The following is a 25,943-nucleotide window of genomic DNA, read 5'->3' as shown; positions in this document are numbered from 1 at the left end:
CTACTGAGGATTTGTATGAAAGCTGATCATCCAGTTGATGGCAAACCGGTCGGTACACATGCCAAAATAATCGCCCCAGAAAGTGTCGGCCATGGGCATGGTGGCATTACCACCTTCTGAAAGTGCTCCAAATACCCGGTCTGCTTCTTCTTTGGAATCCGGGTTCAAAGAAATGGTGATATTGTTACCCACTGTATGTCCCGAAGCCCATTCACCACCGGTATCGCTGCCCATTAAGGCGGTATAGCCAATGGGAAGAGAGATGTGCATGATCTTATTGGCATCTGCCTCAGGCATGGTGTATCCCTCCTGTGGCGGCATGTCTTTAAAACGGCCCACGAAACCGAACTCACCGCCAAAAATGGATTTATAGAAGTTAAATGCTTCTTCACAGTTCCCGTTGAACGTGATGTAAGGGTTGATATGTGCCATAAATTTTTTTTTAATGATGTGAAATTAAATTGTTCCGGCTGAGGGCTTTTTTATAATATACGGTAGCTGTATTATTGCTCCGCCGCTTTTTTCAATCGCTGCAGCCCCAGTGTAAAATCCGGGTCCATCATTTTTTCCATATTCATAAACAGCTTCATGATCCGGAACGGGTAAGGCATTTCGCTGTTAAACCCCCAGGTGGCCCTGGTGCCGCTGCCGGCTGCTTCCAGCTTTACAAAGGCCTGCGCCTCGCTTTCATAAGGGGTATAAAATTTAAGATCGGTTTCAATCAGGGATGGCGCGCTCAGGGAGCGGATGGTTTGACAACCTTTGCCTACATCCTTTTTCTGGCTTTCCCAGCAGAACCGGGCGCCGGGTGTGCCATCCGTGCCTTCACTTGTTTTTTTCATGTCGGGGTCTTTGTCTACCCAGGGGCTCCAGGTGTTCATCGCGGCCAGGCTGTTGACATGGGTCCATACCTTATCAATGGGGGCATTGATGGCTACTGATTTTTCAAATTTGATTTTGCCGTCTACAAAGGCGGCCACCAGCAGCACCAGCAAAACGAGGGCCACGATTGCCAGCAGGATCTTTTTAAGAATACGCATGTTTTGATTTTTTATCGTTAGAAAATAAGATGGTTCTTACTATATGAAAACTGCCGCGTACATACCGCCTCCGTGATATATGGAAGGCCGGTTTCCGATCTGATGAAAGTTCTTAAAGCCGCACAAGGCCGCCAGCTCTTTTGCTTTCTTCAAAGGTACAGGAAAAGGCACCCATCTGTTTGGTGCATTGGTATCGTACTCCACCAATACCAGGGCGCCCCCTGGCTCCAGGTGTTGCCGGAGCCTTGTGATCAATGCCTGCGGATCTGATATATAGTGTAATGAGTTGGCCATAAGGATGCCGGAAAGCGGCGGCACCGGTAGCTCCTGTGTTTCAAAATCGAGTTGCACAAAACGGATGCCCGGCTCATGGAATGTTTGCCTGTTTGTATCGAATGCGTATACGGTACTTGCCGGGGGAAGCAGGCGATACAAGGCATGGGTAAACGTACCGGAACCACAGCCAAGATCTGCCCATCGGAGCGGGGCCTCCGGAGACAGCGGCAGGCCCGCGATCAGTTCCTTTGCTTCTCCGATATTCATGCTATTTAATGGTTGGTTTTTTCGATCTGTTTGTGAACGGGCAGGTACATCGGCAACGCTGCTGATCCATACCAACCGTAGATCTCCGCTTTTAAAAGACCCGATTTTACAGCCGGATCGGATGCCAGCAGGGCTTCAGTTGCTTCTTTTGTTTTCGTAGTAAAAATGAACAATCCACGGTATTGCTGTGGATTCTTTGCGAACGGACCGGCTACGATCAGTTTATTTGCAGCTACGAGTTTGCTGATGTTTTCCATATGACCCTTAAAAATGGCGGCCACTTTATCCTTGTCGGTGATCGCGCTGTCGCCTGTTTTTAGTATGACAAACTGGTACAGCCGCATGCCGTACTGGTCGGCGCCCAGGCTGTCTGCCAGGGATTGGTTATAGTTGTCGCCGGGCAATTTTGTTTGAGCATTGCCGGCAAAGGGGACCAGCACCAGGAGAAGTAATAGTCGCAGCATTTGTAAAGGATTTAATACGAATCGTTCGCTGCTACTAATTTACGTTTATTTCTGCAGGACTTGAATGGCTTTTTCCAGTTGTTCGTCTTTGCCCTTTATGATACCTTCTATGGAGGGGTATACCGGGATATCAATTTTGACGCCTGTTCCCTGGGTCTCGGAACCGTCCGGGTAATAGATCCCAATCCCCGAGATATACGTTTCAATAGCCCCGGGTAACGGCACGCGCGATACATCACCATCTGCCCCGGCTGTTGGGGAACCAAGAACCCGGGCGCCTGGTATGGAACTGAAGCTCATTGCGGTGTATTCGCTCCGGCTAATGGTGAAGTTATTTACAAGTATGATTATTTTGCCATTGTATTTTAATGTGTCTGGTATGTTCCGTCCGTTTGCTACACCGGGTTGGCCTCCGGTATAGTTATATACAAAATTGAATCTGCCCGGTTCCTGCAAATCCCAAATACTGTGTCTGGCAAAAGCGGTTTTTGCTGATTTCAACCATCCCCCATACAGGCTATACATATAAGGCGGCGGATATCCTCTCAGGTCGATAATGAGTCCCCTGGTTGGATTCAATTTACTCCGCATTGCAGCAAAATCACTATCCTGTAACTGTTGTGCATCAAGATAGCCGATACTGTCAAACAGGACACGGTATTTTGGTTTTATGATCTTCCTGCTTAAGGCTTTTTGCAGGGATGAATCATTCCGGATCGTTTGGACGGTCTGCCGGATCACCCGGTCGTTCCGTAACAAGGTCAACGTGCTGAATGGCTGATGAGTCCTTATCAACGGACTCAGTCCCCTTGGGTACAGCAAATACGACATCTGTATCGCATAGCTGGCGCCCGGCGTTCGGTCCAGTAAACGGTTGATGGCAGTGTCGATCGGTGTGTCGTTGATCCGGGTAATAATATCGCCTTTCAAAATGGTGTTCCGGATCTTCTTACCAGCAGTGATGTAGTCGTAAACGACTACTTTCCCTTCGATGTATGCGCATTTTATGGGCAGCAAATAGTTCCCTGCCAGGCTGTCCAGTGTTTGGTTAACATAGATACCGGCATGCGCATCGCCCAGGGTTGTGACAAGCCGGAGGACGGCAAGCGTATAGTCTGCCTGGTTTTTAGCCGCGATAAACCGGGGCAGGAATAGAGCCGGAACGGCATCCCAGTTCTTTGCCCTATAGCGGTAGGGATAGTAATACCGGATGATGTTCCAATATCGGAATAATGCCAGTATCCGCACCGAAACAGCCGGAAATCCATCACCATGATCCGGCTCGTTAACGAATTCCGGACTGCCAGCGTTACCGCGTCGTACATAGTGTGGTGTGGCGATCCCATCCTTGCACAGTTGTTTTAGCTTGCCGGCCAGGGACGCAGGGAGGTAACCGGGGTTGAACAGTTTTCCATAGTCCGGTTTTAGTTTTATAAGGGAATCGGAGATCGTGGATGTACAGTTTTTGCAAGGTGCAGCAGGGCCCAGACCATCAACCCAGGCTTCCAGTATTCGGTCGGCCGCAGTTGGCCGGTCGGCTTGCAGTATCTGGGGTAACATGCCGAAAAACTGGTTGTCCCAATCGTATTTCCCTTCCTGTAATACCGGGTGATGGTATTTTAAAAACCCCCAAATGATCCCAAGTTTCTCAAGGTTGCTGACCTGGGTTGTTGTTGGCCCGCCTTGCCGGGAAAGTAGTTGTTCGGTTTCCAGGAATGCACGGGTGGTATCATAAGGCGTAAGAACCGCGCGGGTGTTTGCCTGCTTTTTGTTTGAGGTACAGGATACGGCAACGATGAAGACCAGGGGCAGCCAGGCTCCGGCTATTCTTTTCATAATGGCAGTTTATGTTAGGACAATAAACGGTCATTATTCCATAAATCCTGTCGCGATCAAGCCCCAAACTGCCTTAAATGGTGGTCCAGGTGCTTGGAGAACATGTTGTTCCATTCTGCTTGCGTGAGCGGACCGAAAGAATGAGATTCCTTACCATCAAAATGGGCACCGCCCAGTTCCTGGGTCTGGCGGATATAACCGATGAGCCGTTCTTTTTCTTTTTCAAAGTCGCGGTGATTGGTGATTTTGAAGAAGGGGGCTGTTTTTATGTTTTGTTTATACGGAGCATCGCCTACAACGGTCTTTTTAATAAAGGTTTTCATTACCCATTTTACAAAGCCTTTAGGTTTGGGGTGTTTATCGGTATAGACCAGTTCATACATCACGGAAAGATGCGCCAGCATCTGATCTACGCTCATTTTACCCCATAGCGGTTGGCTTTCGGGGGTTAATTGTTCAATGCGGCTGATGATGGACTGTGCACCTTCGGCAGAAAAAATATCGGTCATAAGCGAATGGATTTAGGATGTAAAAATAGGTGTTCTTTGAATAGGTTGGATTGTTATTTGAGTGATCCTGATATGGCCACTGAAACGCAGAAACACAGACTCTTTTAATGCTGCAGCGATAGCCTTGCTTTTAATTTAGAAAAGCCCCAGGTCCTCCGTGTTTCAGCGCTTCTGTGACAAGGATTTTTTTCTTAAACAATGCGTATTCTTTTTATTTAGTAGTTTTAAGATACAAACACCCCCTTCTTATGAACGCTTTATCAAAACTCATCCTTGTTGGTTCCCTGGTGGGACTGAGCGCCTGTTTATCCGGCACTTCACAACCACAGCGTGCGGGAGAAAAAAAGTGTACGATCTATCTGACTTTTGACGACGGGCCCCTGAACGGCAGCGAAAACATCGATAGTGTGATCCTTGCCGAAAAGATCAAGATCAGCGTTTTCCTGGTGGGTGCGCATGTGGAGGCCAACCGCCGGATGGATACCTATTTTAAATACTATGAAGAAAATCCATACATCGACGAATACAATCACAGTTATTCCCATGCCAACAATCACTACGAAAAGTTTTACAACGATCCGCAGACCGCCATTGCGGATGTGCTGAAAAACCAGCAGCTGCTGAAACTGCATTATAAAATTGTGCGCCTGCCGGGCCGGAATATGTGGCGGCTGAACGGGAAGAAACGCGATGATGGGATCAGCGGTGCTTCAACCGCAGATGGACTGGCTGCCCAGGGTTATAAGGTGATTGGGTGGGACCTGGAATGGCAGCATCATCCCGATGGCCGGCCGGTACAAACAGTGGATGCGGTGTTTGATGAAATCGCACAACGCTGTAAAACGGGAAACTCCTTTACAAAGGGGAATATCGTATTGCTGATCCATGATGAAATGTTCCAGACCAAATGGGAGGAAAGTGCACTGAAGCAACTGGTTGACCGGCTGAAGGTAAGCGGGGCGTATGACTTTGAGCAGATCCGGTTTTATCCGCAATAGGCCACAAAGACGCTAAGGCAGAAAGAAACAAAACGACCCATTGTGTCGTTGCTCCTTTGCGTGAAATAAAGGCCACTGAGGCACAGAATCACTGAATACATCTATGGTACGAAAACTCAGTGTTTCTTTAGCTCTGTGGCCATAAAAAAAGACTTCTGTGTTTCAGCGCCTCTGTGGCAAAAAACGTTGCATGCAGCTATTCTTCATCTTCAATTGCTTCCAGCTCCGAATACAGCTGGTTGTCCTTTACAAAATTGCACCAGTGGCAATCTCCTTTTCCGCAGCCTTTGTAGAACTCATGGTTCTGAATATGCTGCCAGGTTTCCCGCACCTGCCGGCGTACGATCTCCAGGTGCTCGGGCAGGATCACCACCTTTTGTTTGACGAAGTTTTTCTTTTCATCCGGCTCAATAAAATCAAACTCGGTGCTGGCTACCGTCCAGTTCTTGGCCTCGTAGTGATCGACCAGTAATTTATAAAAAACCGCCTGGCGCCAGTAATCGCCGCCATTGGGGTCTTTGTCGGAAGGTGGCAGTAATTTGGGTTTGGCATATTTAACATTACCGGTTTTATAGTCCACCACGTTCACATCCTTGCCGTTAAATTCCAGTTTGTCCAGTTTTCCTTTTAGAGGAACACCATCCACCACTACGTTCTTGATGTTTAACTCCACTACCACCACTTTGTTCCAGGCATTGATATAGTTATTGTAATATTCCGGTAGGATAATGCCACCCTGTTCCATCCGGCGTTTGAAAGATTCGCGGGTAAAGTTCTGCCGGTGGCGTTGCATATACCATTTAAAATCTTCATAGAGCGATTGTACCGGCGGAAAAGTATTGCCGGCGTTTTCCCGCATCTTCCGGAAAAAACGTTCCAGTGCAAAATGGATCGCACTTCCAAACTCCGTATTCTCATTTTTCCCGGAGGGGATACGGATCAGGTTCTGGTAGTAGAACCGCAGCGGACAGTTGAGATAGTTGTTCAGCGCGGTTACATTCATTACAAATTTATCCACCAGCGGTGTAATAAAATCGTCTTCGCGTTGCTCAATGGTGGGTGCCTGTGCGGTGAATTGCAGCAGGCGGAAACGGGTCATTTCTTCTTCGGGTATAGAGCGGAATTGTGTTTGAAGCGCATGCTGTTCCTGTATTTCGGCGATAAACATGGAAGGTTCCAGTTCCTTACCGCCGTTGTTGCGTTTTGACCAGGAAATATGCAGATGCTGCTCGGCCCGCGTAAGCGCCACATAAAAAACCCGTCGTAATTCTTCGGTGGAATCGCCCTCCGGTTGTGAGCTGAAAATGGTATCGGGGAGCTTAAAGATCGTAGGAAAATTTTTCTTTTTTTCCCAGAAGGAGGCATTGGTACCTGCAAGGAACACATATTCAAATTCCAGTCCTTTACTTCCATGTGCTGTTAACAGGTTTACGCCTCTATCGTTCCCGATGGTGCGCGTCATCGAAAGCGGCACGCCTTCTTTTTCCATCAGGTCAATGATGCTGATCAGTCCGTCGAGACTAAAGGCGGGGTTGCGGCTGTTCTCTTCTTTTACAAAATCAAAAAAGGCGGAGAGGAACTGCATCAGTTCTATCTTTTCGACATGTTGCATGACATAAGCCAGTACGCCGGCGTTCCGGATCACGCTTTCTACCAGCTGTTGCAGGGTAAGGTTAGATACATCGCTGATCAGTTGTTCATACGTAATACTGAACTGTTTCAGTTGCGGATGAATACCGGTGTCAAAAAGGTCTTTTGGCGGCCGGTTGGCTTTTTCGGCCAGCATCTGACGAAGGGAAGTGGTTTCTCCTTTAAACTGCCGGTTATTCACTTCTACATTGAGCTTTGCAATTTCAATAGGCGGGATCTTATAAAAATCGTAATGCAATAGTTCAAACAATAACTCATCGCCTCCATAGGGGATATCATGTTCGGCATTCAGGTACCGGAGGATGGTGATCGTTTTCTTGATGAAGGGGTCCTGCAACAGGTTGATGGGACGCTTGCTAAACACCGGCACCTGCATCAGGCGGAAGTAGTTGGAAAGTTCTTCGCCGTATTTATTTTCCTTATAGATAACGGCAATGCGACCCGGTGCCGTTCCATTCCGGATCAGTTGCGCTACTTCCATACAAATGCCGGCCATCTCTTCTTTTTCACTATTGTATTCGGCCAGTTCCGGAGGAGTGGTGAGGTGGTTGATGGCTGCATTGGCGGCCGCAAGCTCTTTGCTCAGCCCCGGAAGCTGGGTTACCAGTCGCTCATTATTTTTGGTGATCACGGATTTGGAAACATCCAGTATGGGCTGGATGCTCCGGTAGTTATTGGTCAGTACGATCGTCTTTAAGGCCTCCTGGTATTGCTGGGCAAAGTCCAGCATATTCTGCACATTGGCGCCCTGGAAGCGGTAAATACTCTGGTCATCATCGCCTACTACAAATACATTGGGCTGTTCCCAGTAGTTGATCAGCAACTGTACGATCCGGTTCTGGGTACCGCTGGTATCCTGGAACTCATCCACTAATATATATTGAAAGCGCTCCTGGTAGTTGCGCAGCAGCGATTCATTTTCTTCAAAGGCGCGGATCACCCAGTTGATCATATCATCAAAATCATAACGGCGCTTTTCATTCAGCAATTGCTGAAAGGCATCGAACTCATTTACGGCTGCACGTACCTTTTCTATTTTTTCTGTGGCTTCCGCAATTTTATCCGTGCGCAGATCGCCTTTCTTAAAATCTTTGGTGGCCCGCTTGGTAATGTATTCTTCCCGGTTGGGAAGATCCCGGATATAGGCATCAATTTTTTCATTGATAAAGGCGGCGGTCCAGCCCTCGCGCTTCATTGCCGAAAATAGCTGCTGCAAGTGGGGTGCATCAAAATACACATCGCCCCGGTAGCGTTTCAGCGGATGATTTTTTGGAAACGCATCAATGAGCTTTTTGAAGTATTCGATCCGTTCCAGCTCGGAAATGGGATCCAGTGAATTTTTTTCAAAGAGCGAAAGGTTGTCCTGGATCACATCATTACAAAAAGCATGGAACGTATAAATATTTACTTTATATGCATCGGCACCAATGAACTGTTGCAGGCGCTTGCGCATGGCTACCACACCGGCATCGGTATAGGTCAGACAAAGGATGTTCTCGGGAAGCGTATCCGGTTCCAGCAGGATCTTCCCGATCCGCGCGGCCAGGATCTGGGTTTTACCGGTGCCCGGGCCCGCAATTACCATTACGGGTCCTTCCAGGGTATCCACGGCAACGCGCTGCTGTTCATTGAGCTGCTGATATACATCCTTAAATTTTTCTTCCAGTTTCTGTTTGGGAAATGCCATCTGTGTTTTTATTTATCGTCCGCAGCCGGTGCTTTCCGCTTACAGGACCTTCATTCTACATTTAAAAATACAAGGTAGGAAAAAATCAACGCTTTGGAGTATGGATTCCCCCGATTCTCGTTTGTAATTTCTAATTTTATCGCTTCAAAGCAGATCAATGACAGATGAATATTTTATGCAGCAGGCGCTGAAGGAGGCACAGCGGGCGTTTGAGGAAGATGAGATCCCCATCGGGGCCGTGGTGGTGCAGGATAACCGCATCATTGCCCGGGGATATAATATGACCGAAAAATTAAATGATCCTACCGCACATGCGGAAATGATCGCATTAACATCGGCTTTCAGTTTCCTGAACGCCAAATACCTGCCCGATGCCACGTTGTACGTTACGGTAGAGCCCTGCGTAATGTGTGCCGGGGCCCTTTACTGGAGCAAGCTCCGCCGCGTGGTTTGGGGGGCATCAGATGCAAAGAATGGTTTTAGCCGGGTACAGCCGGTTACTTCGCCGTTTCATCCCAAAACGGAGATTGTTACCGGCTTGCTGGAAGACGAATGTGCCGCTTTGATGAAGGCCTTTTTTAAGGCGAAGCGGTAGGGGCCCCGCTATTTGCGGAGACAGGCCAACGGGTGGGGTAAGGAATAGCCGGCAATACCCCCAAGACATCACAATAGCCATGTCCCCTGGTCGCACTTGTTCACCAATGAGGTTATTTATACCAGCCATTGCCAGGCTTCCTCGCTCCGCACTAAGGTTTATCCCACCACACTCTTGCATTTAATCCATCGGAGCCCCCATAGGGGAATGCGGTAACGGCTGCATCATAGTTTGTTTTATTGATCTGGGCTTCAACAGCAGGGTATCCTTCCCGGCGGGGGATCTTTCCGTCGTTAGCCCCGGCGGGGGCCGTTAACGTAGGAAAGCCGGTCCGGCGCCATTCTGCCCAGGCTTCGTATCCATTTAAAAACAGGTGTACCCAGCGCTGATAGGCGATCTGCCGGAGGGCGGTTGCCGGGTTATAAATAACAGAAGGCTGCAATATAAAGGCTGCGTACCCTGCGTCCGATCCTGTCCACATAAGTATGGATTGCCGGATCGCCTCATCATAATTTGTTTTTGCCTCTGCTTCCCCTCCGGGGATCCAGCCAAGCTTGGTGGCCTCTGCTTTCGCAAACAGGGCCTGTGCATAAGTGGTCAGGTATACCGGGGAATTTTGCTGGCGTAAACCGGAGCTCAGCAAGGAAATGCCGGGAATATCATTGGCGTTGGGAACCGCCTTTCCGTATTCGAGACCCACATAATTGCCGTCTTTATTTTTATTGCCAAACACCGGGAGCCGGGGATCATTCAAGGGCTGCATATAATCCACCAACGGCTTGCTTAGTGCATACCATTCCCGGCCTAACCTGGTAAAGGAATTATACCAATAGTTTTCCATTGATTGATCTGCCAGATGTGGAAAGAATAAATTATCAGTGTTTGCGGTCATAATTCCACCGGAAAGGGCTTTCACAAATTCAATTTTGCCCTTTTCAGGATCAACCTTCGAGAGGCGGAGCGCCATCAGCATGTGGATGGTATTTCCAAACCGTTTCCATTTGCCCATATCCCCGTTATAGACAATATCATTCTTTATAGCTCCGTTGGTCAGAGTAAAGGCATCGTTGGCGGTTGTCAGCAGGTTAAACATCGAGTCATAAATGGCCTGTTGCCTATCATATTTCGGCGCTATTTTGTTGAGTCGCTGAAAGGCATCACTATAAGGCAGATCGCCCCAGCGATCGGTAAGGAACCACATAAAATACGCCTTCAGTACCCTGGCAACTGCTACCTGGTTTTCAACCGGCCCTTCATTTGCGTCCAATGGATTGGTCAGTGCTGTTTGAAGGTCCATCATGGGGCCGGTATACCAGTCCGCAAAATTGAAATTGGTGGTCATATACCGGCTGTTGTCCGTAAAGGTGGTCAGGGAAAGATATTGCGGATACAATGGCCCGTAGGCATTGGAGCTCATACTTGGTAAAAACAACTGGGCATTGGCGATGAGCTGGGTTCCGGATGCTTTTGAGGGATTATTAGGATCCACATAATACTTGTCGTCAAATTTTGTACACCCGGCAGCAGTCAGGAGTACCAATATTGTTGAAAGTTGTATAAACTTTATCATAATGATCAGATTATATCCTTAGAAAGTAATATTTAAATTAATGCCATAAGAGCGTACGGTCTGCAGTTCTCCTTTTTCGATCCAGCTAATAGATGCACTGCCTGATGAAAGTTCGGAAGGGTCCAGGCCTTTGGGTGCTTTTTGCCAGATCGTTAATGGATTACGTGCAATTAAAGCCAGGCGCAATGCTTTTACCGGTGTTTTTTCCAGTATTTTTTGGCTGAAGTTGTAGCCTAAACTTACTTCTCTTAACTTTATATAGGATGCATCATAGAGCCATTCATCGTATATCCGTGTGCCGATGTTATTTCTGAAATAAGTTCTTGCGTCTACATATGCAGTTACAGCCTCCCCTGTTTTTTGCGATATTCCTTCTATTTTGTATCCACCTCCATCGGCCAATGGGTCCCTTACGTTTTTCCCTTTATCATTCATTGCGGCGGTAATAGCAGCCTGTCCCGATTTTACTGCAAGCATTTGCGACCAGCTGAAGAATTTTCCGCCAGACTGGAAGTCGATCATTCCGTTCAGATCAAATTGTTTGAACTGGAAGCTGTTCAAAAAGCCACCGGTAAAATCAGGCACCACGGAACCAAAGTTTTTGTTTAACTCCTGTACCGGCATATTGTTGTCATCCAGTAATATTTTGCCGGTGGCTGCGTCTTTTTTATAGCCGGGCCCGGTTAAAGTTCCGAAAGGCTGTTTAACATTGGAATACAGAAAAATAGTTTGACTGGAATAGGTGTTGGCATCCAGTTGATAGGCGTTTACGCCCGGGTAGAGTTCATCAACGCTCCCTTTGTTTTTGGCAAAATTGAGGGTGGCGTTCCACTGGAAGTTTTTAGATTGGACCGGCGTGCCTCTTACAGTAACTTCAACGCCTTTATTGGAAATACGTCCGGCATTGATGATCGCGTTTGTAAAGCCGGTAGCAGCGGAAATTTGCAAGGGGAGGATCTGGTTCTTGTTCACCTGTTCATAATAGGTTACATCCAGCCCGATCCGGTTCCTTAAAAACCGGAGTTCTGTACCGAGTTCGAAAGAATTGGCATAGGCCGGCTTGATATCCGCATTTCTAAGTGTGAACGGGAGCCGCATCGTATTGATCGTTGTTGAAGGGGTGGCATAGATAGAGCCTGCGGTATAGATGTCGAGGATCTGGTAAGGATCTAAGTCAGAGCCGGCACTGGCGTAGCTCGCCCTCAGTTTTCCAAAAGACAGGATGTTGGACTTTAATAACTCGCTGAATACAAAGCTGCCGGATAATGATGGATAGATGTAGGAATTATTGTTTTTGGGAAGTGCGGATGAAATGTCGTTCCTCAGTGTTCCATCTATAAATAAAAGGTCTTTATAGCCGGCAGAAACCATTCCATACACGCTGCGTACACTCTTTTCTCTTAAACGCTGGGTTATCGATGGTCTGTTTACCGATGCTTCCAGGCTGTACCAGCCGGGACTTGATAGACCCCCCACCGTATAGCCGGACAGGTAGGAATATTGAGCATTGAACAGGTTGCCTCCCAGGTTTACGTTTAACGAAAAGTCTTCCCATTTCTTGCTGTACTCCGCCAGTAATTCATAGTTGATCTCTTTGTTCTGGTATTTGCCCTCACTATAGCCGGGATCCAGCCGGCCGCCCACCGCAGTACGCTGTGAGAGCTTTTGCGCAAAAATATCACCCCTTACAAAGCCGCTTAACCGCAGTTCCGGCGTGATCTGGTATTTTACATTCACATCTCCAAACAAGCGGTCTCTTGAGTCTGAATTCAGATTTTCGTAGGCATCAAAATAAGGATTATTCCAGTCGCTTGGACGATTGTTGGTGATGACTTCCGAAGTTGTATTGGGATTCACGTTCCAGTTCAAAATAGTTCCGTCGGCATACTTATAGTTTTGAAGACGATGGATATCGATGTTTCGCTGAAACCATTGCGTTGCCCCGGTAAATGATCCCTGGTAACCCTGAACCGGCCGCCGCGCCAGGTTGTTGGCATAGTTGACGTTTGTACCAACAGTTAGTTTGTCGGTAACATTCAATGCGGCGTTCAAACTAAGGTTGTTGCGTTTTAAGAACGTATTTGGGTAGGTGCCTTTTACATAATTGTTGTTATAACTCAGCTTATAAGTACTCCGGTCGCCACCACCTGAAACCGATATGGTATTATTGATATTATGTCCCGTTACAAAAAAATCTTTAATATTATCGGGCTGTGGCAGAAAAGGTGTCGCTTTTCCATATTCCGGGTCCTGCTTATAAAAACTATAGTACATTCTTACAGGGGTGCCATCCATTTTTGGCCCCCAGCTTTCATCATTGCCATTTACATAAAGCTCTCCGCCGGGCAGTTTTAGAAATGTTTGATTGTTGCCAACACCGTAAATGTTTTGCAGTGGCAAAAAGTTGCCTACTTTATCAACGGTATAAGCGGAGTTTAGACTAACCGTTGCCTTTTTAGAGCGGCCTCCTTTTTTTGTAGTGATCATAATAACCCCGTATTGGCCGCGAAGACCATAAAGCGCAGAAGCTGCGGGACCTTTTAATACACTTACGTTCTCTACGTCTTCAGAATTAATGTCCTGGCCAATGTTACCGAGATCAATGCCGTTTGAGTTATCCGAGCTGAAGTTTATATTTGAAATAGGCGTTCCGTCCACCACCAGTAAAGGGGATCCGGTACCATTTAATGAATTAACGCCACGTAGCTTGATTTTTTGGGTACCACCCAGGTTAGCTGCGGAAGAACCAACGATCTGCGCGCCGGCAATTTTTCCTGCCAGCGAAGCGATCAGGTTCGATTCTTTCGCCATTGTAAGATTTTTGCCTTCCAGCTGTTGTGTAGAATACCCCAGCGACCGCTGTGCACGGGTAACCCCTAATGCCGTAACCACCACTTCGTCCATGGTGGCCTTGCCATCCGGGAGGAGTGTGATGGTTATGACCGTATTATTGCCAATGGCTATTGTTTGCGGGGCATAAGTGACCGCGGAAATCTCCAGTTCAGCGTTGCTACCGGTTACCTGCAGGGAAAAGCTCCCATCATCATTTGATGCGGTGGCGTTCCGGGTGCCTGTTTGAAGAATGGTGGCCCCGGCAACCGGCTCGCCGGATTCATTTTTAACCGAGCCCCGGATCTGCCGCTGCTGCGCCCATAACAGGAGCGGGCACAGCAATAACAATAAGGCCGCCATACGCAATGCGATCATTCTCTTCATGCAAATTGGTTTTAATTTAAAAACTAAAAGTTTGTTAAATATACGTTATTTTATATCGGGTAATGCAAAAAACGGATATAACTCGCAGAAAGCTGCAAAAATGAAACAGCAAATTCCTTTTCGGAATTAGCCGGATTTCAAGGTTCGGATTTTATATAGTAAATTTACTAATTTGATTTTTTATGCTTATTTTTTGTAAATTTGGTATGATTTTTATCGATTATTATATATTATAATTTATTTATACTGATTAATAAACATCCATTATGAATCCTCCTTCCTTGCTGAAAAAGATCTACGATCATTATCCTAAGGGACTGTCACCGCTGGTGGATCAGCAGGAGTATGAACGGGTTTACGCCCGGCGTAAACGATCAGTACGGATGCTGAAACAAGTATTGGAGGAACAATGGAACGGATTTGTACGCACACTTGGCGAAACGTTGACCCGTTATGAACTAAAGGATAGAACGGATCTGTTTCATAATAAGTTTTGTTATTACCTGGATTGTCCTTCAAAAGAAGGCCGGGGGCTGTTTAAAATACATGTGCTGTTAAGTGTGCTGATGCCCTGGCACAGCATAGTGGTAACGGACTTCCTGGGACTTAACGGCACAGCGATGATGGATCATGACCAGTTTTGCCTGAACGATGAGCGGCGGCATCAGCAATACGAGGAAGATATCCGTACCATTGACCGGTTGCTCCGGGCTGCATTTCAAACCGAAACGGTCCTTTTCCGTGAACTGAATAAAGTACAGGTGCCGGGTGCTTATCTGCAAACCAAAAAGGCAAATGTGAATATGTTTGACCTTGTGTTTACCAACTATTTTACCAATTTTTAGGCGCTAAATAAGTTGCTCACTGGTTTTCTCAGATTCGCCCGGAATGCTGCACATAGTGCCTGTGATCATCCGTGTAATCTGTGAATGTAAACAGCCCTGGTCTGCTCAATGAAGCCTACAGGACCTTGTATTTGTTGGTGTCTTTCAGTCTTTGTGGCCTCTTGCTACCAATGCTTTAGTTTGCTCACTGGTTTTCTCAGACTCGCCCGGAATGCTGTACATAGTGTCTGTGATCATCCGTGTAATCTGTGAGTATAAATAGCCCTGTTCTGCTCAATGAAGCCTACAGGACCTTGTATTTGTTGATGCCTTTCAGTCTTTGCAGCCTCCCGGACGCTGCTTTTCTGATGGAACTTTGCAGCCCGGCGATAATGGTTTAACTTTGGATGATTAATTATTATTTACTCAATAAAAAAATAAAGAATCATGGCATTTACACTACCAGCCCTTCCTTATGCGCCCGACGCGCTGGAACCGCACATTGACAAGCAAACAATGGAAATTCACCATGGCAAGCACCATCAGGCATATGTGGATAACCTGAATAAAGCAATTGATGGTACTGAAAACGCAGATAAATCGCTGGAAGAACTGGTGAAAAACGCAGGCGCTATTTCTGCTGCTGTTCGTAATAACGGCGGTGGTCACTGGAACCACTCTTTCTTCTGGGAGATCCTGAGTGCCGATGGCGGTACGCCCTCCGGGAAGCTGGCCGATGCGATCAACGAAACATTTGGTTCGCTGGATGGATTGAAAGAAAAAATGAATACCGCAGGTGCTACACGCTTCGGAAGTGGCTGGGCCTGGCTGATTGTTAAAGACGGAAAACTGGAAGTAACTTCCACTCCTAACCAGGACAACCCCCTGATGGATGTCGCCGAAGTAAAAGGTACGCCTATTCTCGGTGTGGATGTTTGGGAACACGCTTACTACCTGAAATATCAGAACAAACGTCCGGATTATTTAAAGGCTTTCTGGAACGTAGTGAACTGGACAAAAGTAGAAGAGCATTATAATAATGCACTCTAAAAAGCAATAATGAAACCGGATGTTTTCCGGGTTTAGATTTTTGCAATGTATGTAAAGGCGGTTTGAAATGAAGCAGACCGCCTTTATTATGCCCGCTCACTTCGTTATTTTAAAAGCGCGATGGTGTATACTTTCAGCAGGTTTTGCTCCATGCTTTTCCCGTCGGGATCCGGTTGGATCTTAAGTCCGTTGAAGGCCCCTTTATAATGCCCGATATGGGCAAGGGGAATAACGTATTGTCTTCTGCCAGGCTGGACGTCCACATCCAGGTGATCTTCAAATGTGGAGACACCAAACCGGCTGAGGTAAATGCGGGCTTTTTTAACAGAAGCCGGCCACTGTGCATCAATGAGTAACCGCGAAGCATCAGTTGCCTTCCAGAAAATTACAGGACTGAGCAGTGCCGCGTTGGGGTTTAATGTTATTTCAAGACAGCCGCGGATAGGCCAGCCCCGGTCTTTGGTATTTTCGTAATACCATTGCAGCCGGCTGTTGCGGAAATGAAAAGAGGGAAGGGCCTGTGGCATTTGTTGATAAGCGTAGTTCCGGATGGCATCAAGTGCACCTACAATCAGCACATAGTTATAACCGTAACTGATATTATGGTCCAGTATGTCGATACTACCGGGTGAAATATAGCCGGTGGAAACATCGTGGCTACCACCTTTAAACGAAGAGTCGCCGTAATATCCGCCGGAGAAACGTTGCACGCCCTCCTTCCAGATGCCGAGACCGTATCCGTCTTCATTTACACAAGCTGCCCAGTTTTCGGTGGCCTGCCAGGCTGCCCATTGGATGGAAGGGGTTTGCGGCAGGTTATGGTTTTTAATAAAACTGACGGAGTCATAGGTATAGGGTTGAGTGCCTGCATAGGTAACCAGCCGGTGATAAGGGGCATTGGTGTATACGGCAGGGAGCTCTTGTCCGCGGGCAGGATATTGTGTAGTATCCGGCCGGTAATTGATCATACGGCTCCGGACCTTTACGGCATTCCCTTCCAGCTGTATCCAACATTCATAGGTGCAGGTACCCGGTACATTATCCAGGGGCCAATGCATAGGAATACACCGGACATAGAGGCTGTTCCCCGTTTGTTTAAAACCTGTTACCCTGGAACGGTTCCCCACTACATCACCCGACTGGATGGGGTTCCAGCCAATAAAGGTCCAGCCCTTGTGTGGCTTTTTGCCATCGGGTTCATAAGGCACAGGCCCGCTGTAAAAAGACATCTGGATCTGCCGTCCCCAGTCCCAGTTATTGATCATGTTCGGTTTCCCTTTTTCGCTCAGGTAAGTAATGGCGCCGCCCAGGTTCAGGTCGATGCCCAGTTTTATAGCCCCATTGTCGATATAACGCATGCTGTTGGCACTGTTTTTTTGAGCGTTGGCGTGGCTGATACAGTATAAAAAGAATAGCAGCATGAGCAGGGAACGGCTGCTGCGGTGCAACTCTTTTGGGGGAAATGGCGGCGGCAAACTTTTTCTCATTTTGGGGCTGATAAAAAACAGAAAGTGCATAAATGTATTAATAATATTTATTGCCCGGGGAATGGCGGATGTAATTTTTTGAAAATAGCTTTTATGAAAGAAGAGGAATTACAGCTGTTCTACTTCTACTGTCAGAATAAAACAGCCGAACCGTAACGGGCTGCTTAACCTGAGCTGCAGAATGCTTAACTTAGTTTGTATAGCGGCTTATGCCGGCAGGGTGCCGGTATTTTAAACCAAAATAATTGAATGATGTATAAGGTGATCTTTTGTGTGCTGTTGCCGGGAATGCTGCTCTTTTCTATGGCGGTAAAGGGAAGTATCCGGGATGCAATCGTACGGCTGCCCGTTTCGGATACGCTGTTGCTGTTAGGTGACAGCGCATTCGAAAAAGGGCTGGTGCTGAAGGGAACGAATACGAACGCTGTTTGCAGGGATCGGTTTATTTTTCCTTTTGGCGAAAACAATGGCCGGGCGCAATGGGAACTTGCGGAATGGGGCAGCCGGTTTCAATTAGCAGGGATAAAAAGACGGATTCATAGGAAAAGAATTATTTATGCAACCAGGGGGAAAAAGATCGCGTTTGAAAAACCAGCTGGCAATTGCCGGGTAGCGATGAATGTAACGGCTTCGGATGAATACCCTGTACCGCGGAAGGCGGGGGAAGATTGGGCGCATTTATTGGTGGAGCAAACATTTACGAAAAAGCCTTACCTGAAAGACCTGGAGGCATTGATCTTTAAATTTTCCGGGAGATTGACAAAGGCGGTGCTTCGAATGAAAAAAAAGGACTTTGATCCGGGACTACATACGGCCCAGTTCCAGTTATTCATCACTGTGCAGGATCTGAACCCGGCGTCGCCGAATCATGGTGATTTCTTGTGGTTTGGTATTCCGTTTTATGACTACCGTTATAAAGATATCCGGATGTATGCGGCGCAGGACCTGGGTAAGAGCGATGCAACGGGTAAGTTTATTTATAGTATGGGAAGTGCTGATTTTATGAAAGGATCGTTTCATTCAGGGGCATGGATCACTATTTACAAAGATATACTGCCCATGATGAAAGATGCGGTGAAGCTGGCAAAACAACGGGGATACCTGAAAGGATCGGCGATTGAAGATCTCGGTGTGTCTTCCATGAACCTGGGCTGGGAAGTGCCCGGCACGTTGGATGTGGGATTTGAGTTTAAGGGGCTGGATTTATTAGGAGTGCTCCGCCCGTGACGATATGGTATTGATCTTTTCGGAAAGCGATAACCCCCATTGGAGCGTTTCTTGCAGTGGTCGCGGGAACTCTATTTCGTGCAAATAAAAAAGCCGGGCGATGTAAAAAACGCCCGGCTTTAAATTGTTATGAAAGTGATTTAAAAATATTTCGTCTTTCCCGGGGTCGCTATCGGGTAGAAACCATCAGCATCCGGAACCACAGGTGGTGTGGCATTAAAGCTGTACTCCTTGGGCATGATATCGATACCGGAATTTAATGCTTTATCCCATTCGATCACCTGGCCACTATAGGTAGCCATACGGCCAATGATTGAAGTAAGGGTACTCTTAGCACCGTATTCAGCATTGTTGAACTTATGTTCACCTTTGGCAATAGCGGCAAAAAGTTCGTCGTGCTCGGTCTGATAAGGATTCCGCTCATTCTTTTTGTCAAAAGCATACAGTACTTTGCCGGAGCGATCTTTGATCACCGCCTGGTCGCAATAAATAGACCCCTTTGTGCCTACCAGCAATTCATCCACTTTGCTCATGGTTCCGGGAATATGACGGCACTGGCTGTTCAGGATCGACCCATCTGCATAATGAAATTCTACATAGTGGTGATCATAGATCTCCCCGTATTGTTTGCCGGTACGTACCTGGCGGCCGCCCATACCCTGCGCTTTAACGGGGTAGGCGTTCTTAAACCAGTTCATCACATCTATATTATGAATATGCTGTTCTGTAATATGATCTCCGCAGAGCCAGTTGAAGTAATACCAGTTCCGCATCTGATATTCCATTTCTGTTTGTTGCGGCTCCCGCTGCTTAACCCACACACCGGAGTTGTTCCACCAAACCTGTCCGGAAAGGATATCTCCGATCATGTCTTTCCGCTCAAACAGGGCCCGGTAAGAATCCTGGTAGCGGCGCTGAAGCCCTACCACTACGTTCAGTTTTTTTTGTTTGGCGATCTCTGCTGCGTCCAGTACTTTTTTGATACCGGCAGGGTCGGTCGCCATTGGTTTTTCTGTAAAGATGTGTTTGTTTTGTTTTACTGCTTCTTCAAAATGAATAGGGCGAAAGCCGGGAGGGGTGGTAAGGATCACCACATCGGCCAGAGCAATAGCTTTTTTATAGGCATCAAAACCGGTGAACTTATTGCTTTCAGGCACATCAATCTTACCTTTCAGCGAGGCCATGTCTTCGGAAGTAATTGTTTTATAGCATCCATCCAGGCGATCCTTAAAGGCATCTGCCATGGCCACCAGTTTTACATTCTGTTTGGTAGACAGGGCCTGTGTTACGGCACCGGTACCCCGGCCTCCGCAGCCGATCAGGGCTATTTTGATCTCTCCTTTAGCACCGGAGAAAAAATTCACATTACCCATTACCGGAGCTGCGAGCAGTCCCCCGGCTATGAGAGAACCGTTTTTTACAAAATCTCTTCTTGTTGTTTTGTGATTCATGATATGGTATTTAATCGCTAGAAATTATAAAATATATGTTGAGAAAAACTTTTCAATTTCTTCCGCACTGGGCTGTTTAGCTGGCCGTACCAGCCTGAAACCAACAAAAGGGGCATCCGCATTCCACCATTTGCTTTTGGGTATCTGCGGGTCGCGGCGGTTCCATATGGGATCGGATTCGGTCCGGTTGGAACTGCGCAGGGACGCAGCGTCATCTTTATAGTTGCCACCTCTTACAATACGTGGATTCCGGGATTGGGGTAACCGGGCTGGGTTGGCCGCTCCTTTGCCCAGTGTTTTATAATAATCTGCCTGGTATTGATCCAGCACCCATTCGGCCACATTTCCATAAATGTCATAGAGCCCCCAGGGGTTAGGCTTTTTCAGACCGATCTTATGATATTTATCCTCACTGTTCTTTGCGTACCAGGCATAATCATCCAGCTGTTTGGGGTCCGTACCAAAGAAATAAGGTGTTGCAGAGCCTGCGCGGGCAGCATATTCCCATTCGGCTTCGGTAGGCAGTCGGTAAAATACCCCCGTTTTTGTATAGAGCCACTTGCAGTACATAACAGCGGCCCGTTGCTGCATACTGTTGGCCGGGAACCCGCCTTCTTTCCCCATGCCCAGTGTAAGATCAATATAAGGAGGAGTGGGTCTTGTAACGGCATCTGCATCTACATTCTGTCCCAGGCTTTCGTCGTTTTGAAAAAGGGCGTACTCGTCAAAACTTACCTCGTGGGCGCCCATATAAAATGCATCGAGCTTTACGGTAACCGGCGGTTTTTCATCGGCATCTCCCGAGCTGTTTCCCATTTTGAAGGACCCGGCAGGAATGGGCACCATTGTAAATTTTACAGAGGAGCCCGGTATGTCCTGTTCATATTTTTGAAAACCTGCATCTTTTTTTTCCTGGGCTACCACAATTCCAGCCCCTGAGCAAAGCAAAACTGCTACAATCAATTTTTTCATCGTTCCGAAGTTAAGTAAAATTTCAATTTGACAATTATTCCGGAACAAAATATCATAAAATGAAAATAATTGCCAAATCTTTTTTATAAATACTAAAGTTTCCTATTTTTAGTTCGAAAAAAAATTGCCACAATGAATCGAAGAAATTTCGTAAAGAACAATGTACTAACGATGAGCGCGCTTGGCCTGGGTACGGGCTTATGGGGACAACCCGTAAAAGAGCTGAAGGCCGACAAGACCTTTAATATGGACTATGCTCCGCATGATGGCATGTTTGCCAACAGCGCGGGAAAGGATTTTATCGATCAGATAAAATATATGTATGATAAGGGTTTCCGTTCCATTGAAGACAATGGCATGCCTGGGAGAACCCCGGAAATGCAATCAAAGATCGGGGAAACGCTGGCTAAGCTGAATATGCGGATGGGCGTTTTTGTAGTGCCCAAAGGTGGTAACGGTGCCAATACCCTGGCGTTAAATAAACAGGAACATCTTGATATTTTTCTGGATGGCTGCAGGAAGTCGGTAGAGATTGCCAAGCGGTGTAATGCCAAATGGGTGACCGTTGTTCCGGGCGATTTTGCACGTCACCTTCCGGTTGAGGTGCAAACAGGGAATGTGATTGACGCCTTGCGGAGAGGAGCAGAGATCTTTGAGCCGCACGGGATCGTGATGGTGCTGGAGCCGCTCAGTGATTCGCCGGATCTGTTCCTGCGCACTTCGGCCCAGACTTATGAGATCTGCAGAGGCGTAAACAGCCCTTCCTGTAAGATCCTGTATGATATTTATCATATGCAGAAGAATGAAGGCAATCTTATTAAAAATATGGAACTGACCTGGAGTGAGATCGCTTATATCCAGATCGGCGACAACCCCGGCAGGCAGGAGCCAACAACAGGAGAGATCAACTACAAGAATGTGTTTAAATGGCTGAATAAAAAGGGCTATAAAGGTGTTTTGGGAATGGAGCATGGCATCTCGCAACCGGGCAAAGCAGGCGAGGACCGGCTGATTGCAGCGTACAGGGAATCGGATGCGTTTATGTAGCAAAGGACGGACCACTTCCTTTTTTTTATATACACCTTCTCAAAAAATCAATAAAAATGAGAAAGGCTATTTCCCTGCTGCTATTGCTTTGGAGCGCCGGTTTTTTAAATGCGGCTACTGTTGACACGGTAAGTATCTATAGCAAAGCGATGAAAAGGAGTTCGAATTGCGTGGTCATACTGCCACAGTATTACCAGGAGGGGAAGCACTTTCCAGTGGTTTATCTGCTGCATGGTTATGATGGCTGGTATGCGAACTGGATCATTCGTGTGCCGGAACTGAAGGCGCATGCCGATCGTTACCAGTTGCTGATTGTTTGTCCGGACGGCAGTAAGAACAGCTGGTACTTTAACAGCCGCATGAACCCGGCCATGCAGTATGAAACCTATATCGGCACGGAAGTACCCGGTTATATAGATGCGCATTATAAAACACAAAAAAGCCGCTTTGGCAGGGCCATTACGGGTTTAAGTATGGGCGGCCATGGCGGCTTGTTTCTGGGGCTTCGGCATGCCGCTACCTTCGGGGCCTGCGGCAGCATGAGCGGCGGTGTGGACATAAAGCCGTTTGCAGAAAAATGGGGCATTAAAACATGGATCGGCGATCCGGATGCCGCCGGTTTCGACTGGAAGGAGATCACCGTGGCGGACGCGATTGAAAAATATCCGCGCGATTCAGTAGCCATTATCTTTGATTGCGGGGTGGATGATTTCTTTTACGAAACGAACAACGCACTTCACGAAAAAATGGTGCGGTTGAAAATTCCGCACAGCTATATGACCTCTCCCGGCGGGCATGACTGGGCCTATTGGCAGAATGCCATCCAATACCAGCTGCTGTTCTTCAGCGATTTTTTCAATAAAAAGAATATACCCGGCAATTGAGAACGGTTATTGCACCGGTTCTCTGAGGATCGTTTTCAGATTTTCCGGTGCTGTTTTATTAAAATCAGATAGATAGATCTCATGGTGCACCCCATTCCGGGTGAGATTCTGCACATTCATAAATGCAGTGATCTTTTCCAGCGATTCCGGTTCTGTGGCAAAAGGCCCCCGGTGCAGCAATTGCACACAAAGACCTTCTTCCATATGGAATAATTCGAGGAACTGAACATCGATGAGTTGCTTCTTTAAAAGTACCGCAGCCTGGCTTTCCTGCACGTCTTTTTTAGTGATGAAACCGGGTAGCCGTATCAGCAGGCGGTATTCCCATTCGCTCCGGGGTACTTTCTGCGAAGCCTCAGCAGCTGTTTGCACGTTGAACCGGCTTTCGTCAAACCACCAGAGCCCTTCCAGTTTGGAAACCACGAAGTCCTTGTTGCGGGCCTTACAGGCGAACTTAAGCCTATATGCAGTGCTGTACAAGGCTTCAATATGTTTTTTAAAGGATGCGCCGGAGGGATCGCCCTTGCCGGTAATGGAAAGGAATTGGGCGGCTTCGATCGTTACCAGTGCCGGTTCCGGCTTCGCCGTAAAATAGTGCCGGTACTGTCTTGCAAGATCCAGTTTTTCCATGATTCATATTTTGATCATACAAAGAAAATACACAGCGCTGACAGCTATATGTCAGCAGAAATCAAACCTAAAAAAAAATCACTCCCATTTAAAACAGGAGTGACTTCTGGTGTTGTAAAATAAAATGAAGATTACGCGTTCAATAAATCGTTGCTTCATTGCAACCTTGCATCGTTGCGTAAAATGAACCTCGTATTATTCCTTGTTCCTGGAAAGACCTACACGGTATAATACAAAGGCCATAGTGGCAAAGGCCAGTGTGCCCAATACATAATAGCCACCTTCTCCCAGTGCGGCACTGAGGCCATGTTCAGCATTTACTGCTTTTAAGGCGGCGGCAGGGCCATCAAAACCGGAAAGAATGGCAATCACCACACCAGCTACTGCACCACCGGCCACCAGACCGGTAGCAAAAAGATTGCCCCTGCCCAATTCTTCTTCTTCAGGGTTTGCAGCCTTCCCGGCTTTTTTATCCACGGCACCGCGGATCAACCCGCCGATGAAGATGGGCAATGTGGTAGACAGCGGCAGGTAGGCACCCACCGCAAAGCTCAGGGATTTTACGCCGCAAAGCTCCAGTACAATAGCAATAAATACGCCGACCAGTACAAACTGCCAGTCGAGGTTGAAGGAAAGGATCCCTCTTGCCAGGGTAGCCATCAAAGTGCCCTGTGGTGCAGGATAATATTCTGAACCAATCGCGTGTTGTGTTACGCCTTTCGCTACCATATCTGCCGTGGGTTTATCCAGGAAATTTACTGTAAGACCGATCACAATAGAGGAAACGATCACCCCTACAAACAAGGCCAGCTGCTGGTACTTGGGCGTAGCACCCACGATGTAGCCGGTTTTAAGATCCTGTGAAGTAGCACCGGCATTAGCGGCGGCAATACAGATCAGCCCGCCCACTACCAGGGCCATGGGCTCATAGGCTTTTCCGCTCCAGCCTACGGCAATAAAGATCAGGCAGGTACCCATCAGTGTAGCAATGGTCATACCGCTGATCGGGTTATTCGAAGACCCGATCAGGCCAACAATGCGGGAAGAAACGGTTACGAAGAAGGCGCCAAAGATCACCACCAGGATGCCGATCAGTAATTTTTGCAGAATGGTATGTCCCGGTATCTGTGGCAACAGGGCGATCAGGATCACCAGACCCAGGCTCCCCAGTACCACTACTTTCATGCTCAGGTCCCGCTCGGTCCGTTTAACCGAAGTTGCTGCTGCGGCGCCGCCTTTGATGGAACCCAGGCTGCCTTTAAAGGAGGAAACAATGGTGGGGATCGTTTTGATCAGCGTGATAAAACCACCAGCTGCTACAGCACCCGCCCCGATCTGGCGGATATAAGCATAATAAACGGCAGCGGAAAAGTCATCAAATGTTTTGGCTACGGGATCCCAGCCACCCTTGCCGCCTGCAGTACCGATATCGGCCAGGTAGCCCAGCTTTACCAGCTGGCTGGCGATCAGGTCCGGCGCTACTACGGATGACAAAAGTGGGATCAGCACCAGCCAGGCCAGTACACCGCCGGCTACCAGTACACCCGCGATCTTTGGCCCGATGATATAGCCCACCCCCAGGTACTCCGGGGTGATCTCCCCGCTTACTTTGGCAGAAGGAAAGAACTTATTGGTTTGTTTGGTTATAAACGCAGGGGTTTCTGCAATTACATGTATGATTTTTTGCAATACCGCATATACGAAAGCAAAGCCGAGCCCCCAGAAAGCGGTTTTGGCAAAATTTCCACCCTTTTCCCCCGCTTTCAGTACATCGGCACAGGCCGTTCCTTCCGGGTAGGGCAGGGTTTTGTGTTCGTTTACGATCAGCGACTTCCGGAGCGGGATCATCATCAGGGTTCCCAATATACCCCCGATAATGGCCAGGGTAAGGATGGTCATATAATTAAAAAAATGTTCGCCGCTGCCATCGCTTAAGAATAAAAAACCCGGCAGGGTAAATACCACGCCTGCTGCAATACTCTCCCCTGCGGAACCGGTGGTTTGTATGATGTTGTTTTCAAGAATGGTGGTCTTTAAAAACTTTCGGCCGAGGGTGATGGCAATCACCGCAATGGGAATGGAGGCCGATACGGTAAGCCCGGCCTTTAATGCCAGGTAAACGGTAGCTGCACCAAAAATGATCCCAAAGGCAGCACCGGTAAGTACTGACTTTAATGTAAACTCCGCCATGCGCGCGTCGTCCGGCACAAAGGGCTTAAATGAAGATTTTGTTTCCTGCATAGATATACTTAAAAAATGATTG

General features: G+C 47.5%; 21 protein-coding genes. 7 read left to right on the top strand and 14 right to left on the bottom strand.

The features are described from left to right. The 6 genes from BLS44_RS17650 to BLS44_RS17625 form a co-directional block, all read right to left on the bottom strand. Positions 1 to 432 (bottom strand): VOC family protein, encoded by a 432-nt coding sequence (locus BLS44_RS17650; protein ID WP_090391544.1) that lies wholly within the window; start codon positions 430 to 432, stop codon positions 1 to 3. A gap of 71 nt (positions 433 to 503) precedes the next feature. Then, the gene (locus BLS44_RS17645) at positions 504 to 1,040 is read right to left on the bottom strand and encodes an SRPBCC family protein (RefSeq protein WP_090391543.1); all 537 of its coding nucleotides are present in this window, start codon (positions 1,038 to 1,040) and stop codon (positions 504 to 506) included. A 39-nt stretch (positions 1,041 to 1,079) separates the two neighbouring features. Further along, the gene (locus tag BLS44_RS17640) at positions 1,080 to 1,583 is read right to left on the bottom strand and encodes a class I SAM-dependent methyltransferase (RefSeq protein ID WP_090391542.1); all 504 of its coding nucleotides are present in this window, start codon (positions 1,581 to 1,583) and stop codon (positions 1,080 to 1,082) included. A 5-nt stretch (positions 1,584 to 1,588) separates the two neighbouring features. Then, the gene (locus BLS44_RS17635) at positions 1,589 to 2,047 is read right to left on the bottom strand and encodes a YciI family protein (protein ID WP_090391541.1); all 459 of its coding nucleotides are present in this window, start codon (positions 2,045 to 2,047) and stop codon (positions 1,589 to 1,591) included. Positions 2,048 to 2,092: 45 nt separating this feature from the next. After that, positions 2,093 to 3,883 carry a S41 family peptidase gene (locus BLS44_RS17630; RefSeq protein ID WP_090391540.1) on the bottom strand — a complete coding sequence of 597 codons (1,791 nt, stop codon included), beginning with the start codon at positions 3,881 to 3,883 and terminating at the stop codon, positions 2,093 to 2,095. A 56-nt stretch (positions 3,884 to 3,939) separates the two neighbouring features. Then, entirely contained in the window at positions 3,940 to 4,392 is a 453-nt protein-coding gene (locus BLS44_RS17625; protein WP_090391539.1) for a DUF1569 domain-containing protein, read from the bottom strand. A gap of 248 nt (positions 4,393 to 4,640) precedes the next feature. Here BLS44_RS17625 and BLS44_RS17620 point away from each other — a divergent pair, with 248 nt between their 5' ends. Then, positions 4,641 to 5,390 (top strand): polysaccharide deacetylase family protein, encoded by a 750-nt coding sequence (locus BLS44_RS17620; protein ID WP_090391538.1) that lies wholly within the window; start codon positions 4,641 to 4,643, stop codon positions 5,388 to 5,390. A gap of 196 nt (positions 5,391 to 5,586) precedes the next feature. On the opposite strand, the gene BLS44_RS17615 is transcribed toward BLS44_RS17620, so the two are convergent. Then, complete coding sequence (locus BLS44_RS17615; RefSeq protein ID WP_090391537.1) at positions 5,587 to 8,727, bottom strand: ATP-dependent helicase; 3,141 nt, start codon at positions 8,725 to 8,727, stop codon at positions 5,587 to 5,589. 157 nt (positions 8,728 to 8,884) lie between these two features. Here BLS44_RS17615 and tadA point away from each other — a divergent pair, with 157 nt between their 5' ends. Continuing rightward, positions 8,885 to 9,322: a tRNA adenosine(34) deaminase TadA gene (gene tadA / locus BLS44_RS17610; RefSeq protein ID WP_090391536.1), complete on the top strand. Its 438-nt coding sequence runs from the start codon at positions 8,885 to 8,887 to the stop codon at positions 9,320 to 9,322. A gap of 151 nt (positions 9,323 to 9,473) precedes the next feature. On the opposite strand, the gene BLS44_RS17605 is transcribed toward tadA, so the two are convergent. Both BLS44_RS17605 and BLS44_RS17600 read right to left on the bottom strand, forming a co-directional pair. Continuing rightward, complete coding sequence (locus BLS44_RS17605; RefSeq protein ID WP_090391535.1) at positions 9,474 to 10,892, bottom strand: SusD/RagB family nutrient-binding outer membrane lipoprotein; 1,419 nt, start codon at positions 10,890 to 10,892, stop codon at positions 9,474 to 9,476. Positions 10,893 to 10,910: 18 nt separating this feature from the next. Then, positions 10,911 to 14,108, bottom strand: a complete 3,198-nt coding sequence (locus BLS44_RS17600; protein ID WP_090391534.1) for a SusC/RagA family TonB-linked outer membrane protein — start codon at positions 14,106 to 14,108, stop codon at positions 10,911 to 10,913. Positions 14,109 to 14,374: 266 nt separating this feature from the next. Here BLS44_RS17600 and BLS44_RS17595 point away from each other — a divergent pair, with 266 nt between their 5' ends. Together BLS44_RS17595 and BLS44_RS17590 are read left to right on the top strand one after the other, a co-directional pair. Then, positions 14,375 to 14,953 carry a hypothetical protein gene (locus BLS44_RS17595; protein WP_090391533.1) on the top strand — a complete coding sequence of 193 codons (579 nt, stop codon included), beginning with the start codon at positions 14,375 to 14,377 and terminating at the stop codon, positions 14,951 to 14,953. A gap of 426 nt (positions 14,954 to 15,379) precedes the next feature. After that, the gene (locus BLS44_RS17590; RefSeq protein ID WP_090391532.1) at positions 15,380 to 15,982 is read left to right on the top strand and encodes a superoxide dismutase; all 603 of its coding nucleotides are present in this window, start codon (positions 15,380 to 15,382) and stop codon (positions 15,980 to 15,982) included. A 104-nt stretch (positions 15,983 to 16,086) separates the two neighbouring features. Here BLS44_RS17590 and BLS44_RS17585 read toward each other — a convergent pair whose 3' ends face one another. After that, positions 16,087 to 17,469: a hypothetical protein gene (locus BLS44_RS17585; protein ID WP_143019827.1), complete on the bottom strand. Its 1,383-nt coding sequence runs from the start codon at positions 17,467 to 17,469 to the stop codon at positions 16,087 to 16,089. A 249-nt stretch (positions 17,470 to 17,718) separates the two neighbouring features. On the opposite strand from BLS44_RS17585, the gene BLS44_RS17580 reads away from it, so the two are divergent. Further along, positions 17,719 to 18,696, top strand: coding sequence for a hypothetical protein (locus tag BLS44_RS17580; protein WP_143019826.1), 978 nt, complete (start codon positions 17,719 to 17,721; stop codon positions 18,694 to 18,696). 140 nt (positions 18,697 to 18,836) lie between these two features. On the opposite strand, the gene BLS44_RS17575 is transcribed toward BLS44_RS17580, so the two are convergent. Both BLS44_RS17575 and BLS44_RS17570 read right to left on the bottom strand, forming a co-directional pair. Beyond that, the gene (locus tag BLS44_RS17575; RefSeq protein ID WP_090391529.1) at positions 18,837 to 20,147 is read right to left on the bottom strand and encodes a Gfo/Idh/MocA family protein; all 1,311 of its coding nucleotides are present in this window, start codon (positions 20,145 to 20,147) and stop codon (positions 18,837 to 18,839) included. A gap of 24 nt (positions 20,148 to 20,171) precedes the next feature. After that, positions 20,172 to 21,119 carry a formylglycine-generating enzyme family protein gene (locus BLS44_RS17570; protein WP_090391528.1) on the bottom strand — a complete coding sequence of 316 codons (948 nt, stop codon included), beginning with the start codon at positions 21,117 to 21,119 and terminating at the stop codon, positions 20,172 to 20,174. 132 nt (positions 21,120 to 21,251) lie between these two features. Here BLS44_RS17570 and BLS44_RS17565 point away from each other — a divergent pair, with 132 nt between their 5' ends. Together BLS44_RS17565 and BLS44_RS17560 are read left to right on the top strand one after the other, a co-directional pair. Next, positions 21,252 to 22,166: a hydroxypyruvate isomerase family protein gene (locus BLS44_RS17565; RefSeq protein WP_090391527.1), complete on the top strand. Its 915-nt coding sequence runs from the start codon at positions 21,252 to 21,254 to the stop codon at positions 22,164 to 22,166. Positions 22,167 to 22,222: 56 nt separating this feature from the next. After that, entirely contained in the window at positions 22,223 to 23,050 is an 828-nt protein-coding gene (locus tag BLS44_RS17560; RefSeq protein WP_090391526.1) for an alpha/beta hydrolase, read from the top strand. A 6-nt stretch (positions 23,051 to 23,056) separates the two neighbouring features. Here BLS44_RS17560 and BLS44_RS17555 read toward each other — a convergent pair whose 3' ends face one another. Then, positions 23,057 to 23,680: a GyrI-like domain-containing protein gene (locus tag BLS44_RS17555; protein WP_090391525.1), complete on the bottom strand. Its 624-nt coding sequence runs from the start codon at positions 23,678 to 23,680 to the stop codon at positions 23,057 to 23,059. A gap of 195 nt (positions 23,681 to 23,875) precedes the next feature. Then, positions 23,876 to 25,921, bottom strand: coding sequence for an OPT family oligopeptide transporter (locus BLS44_RS17550; RefSeq protein ID WP_090391524.1), 2,046 nt, complete (start codon positions 25,919 to 25,921; stop codon positions 23,876 to 23,878). Between the last annotated feature and the right edge of the window lie 22 nt (positions 25,922 to 25,943).

This window comes from Niabella drilacis (genome assembly GCF_900101395.1).
In the GTDB taxonomy this organism is placed as follows: domain Bacteria; phylum Bacteroidota; class Bacteroidia; order Chitinophagales; family Chitinophagaceae; genus Niabella; species Niabella drilacis.
The sequence above is the reverse complement of the archived record's forward strand: the minus strand, read 5'-3'. Positions and strand labels throughout refer to the sequence as shown.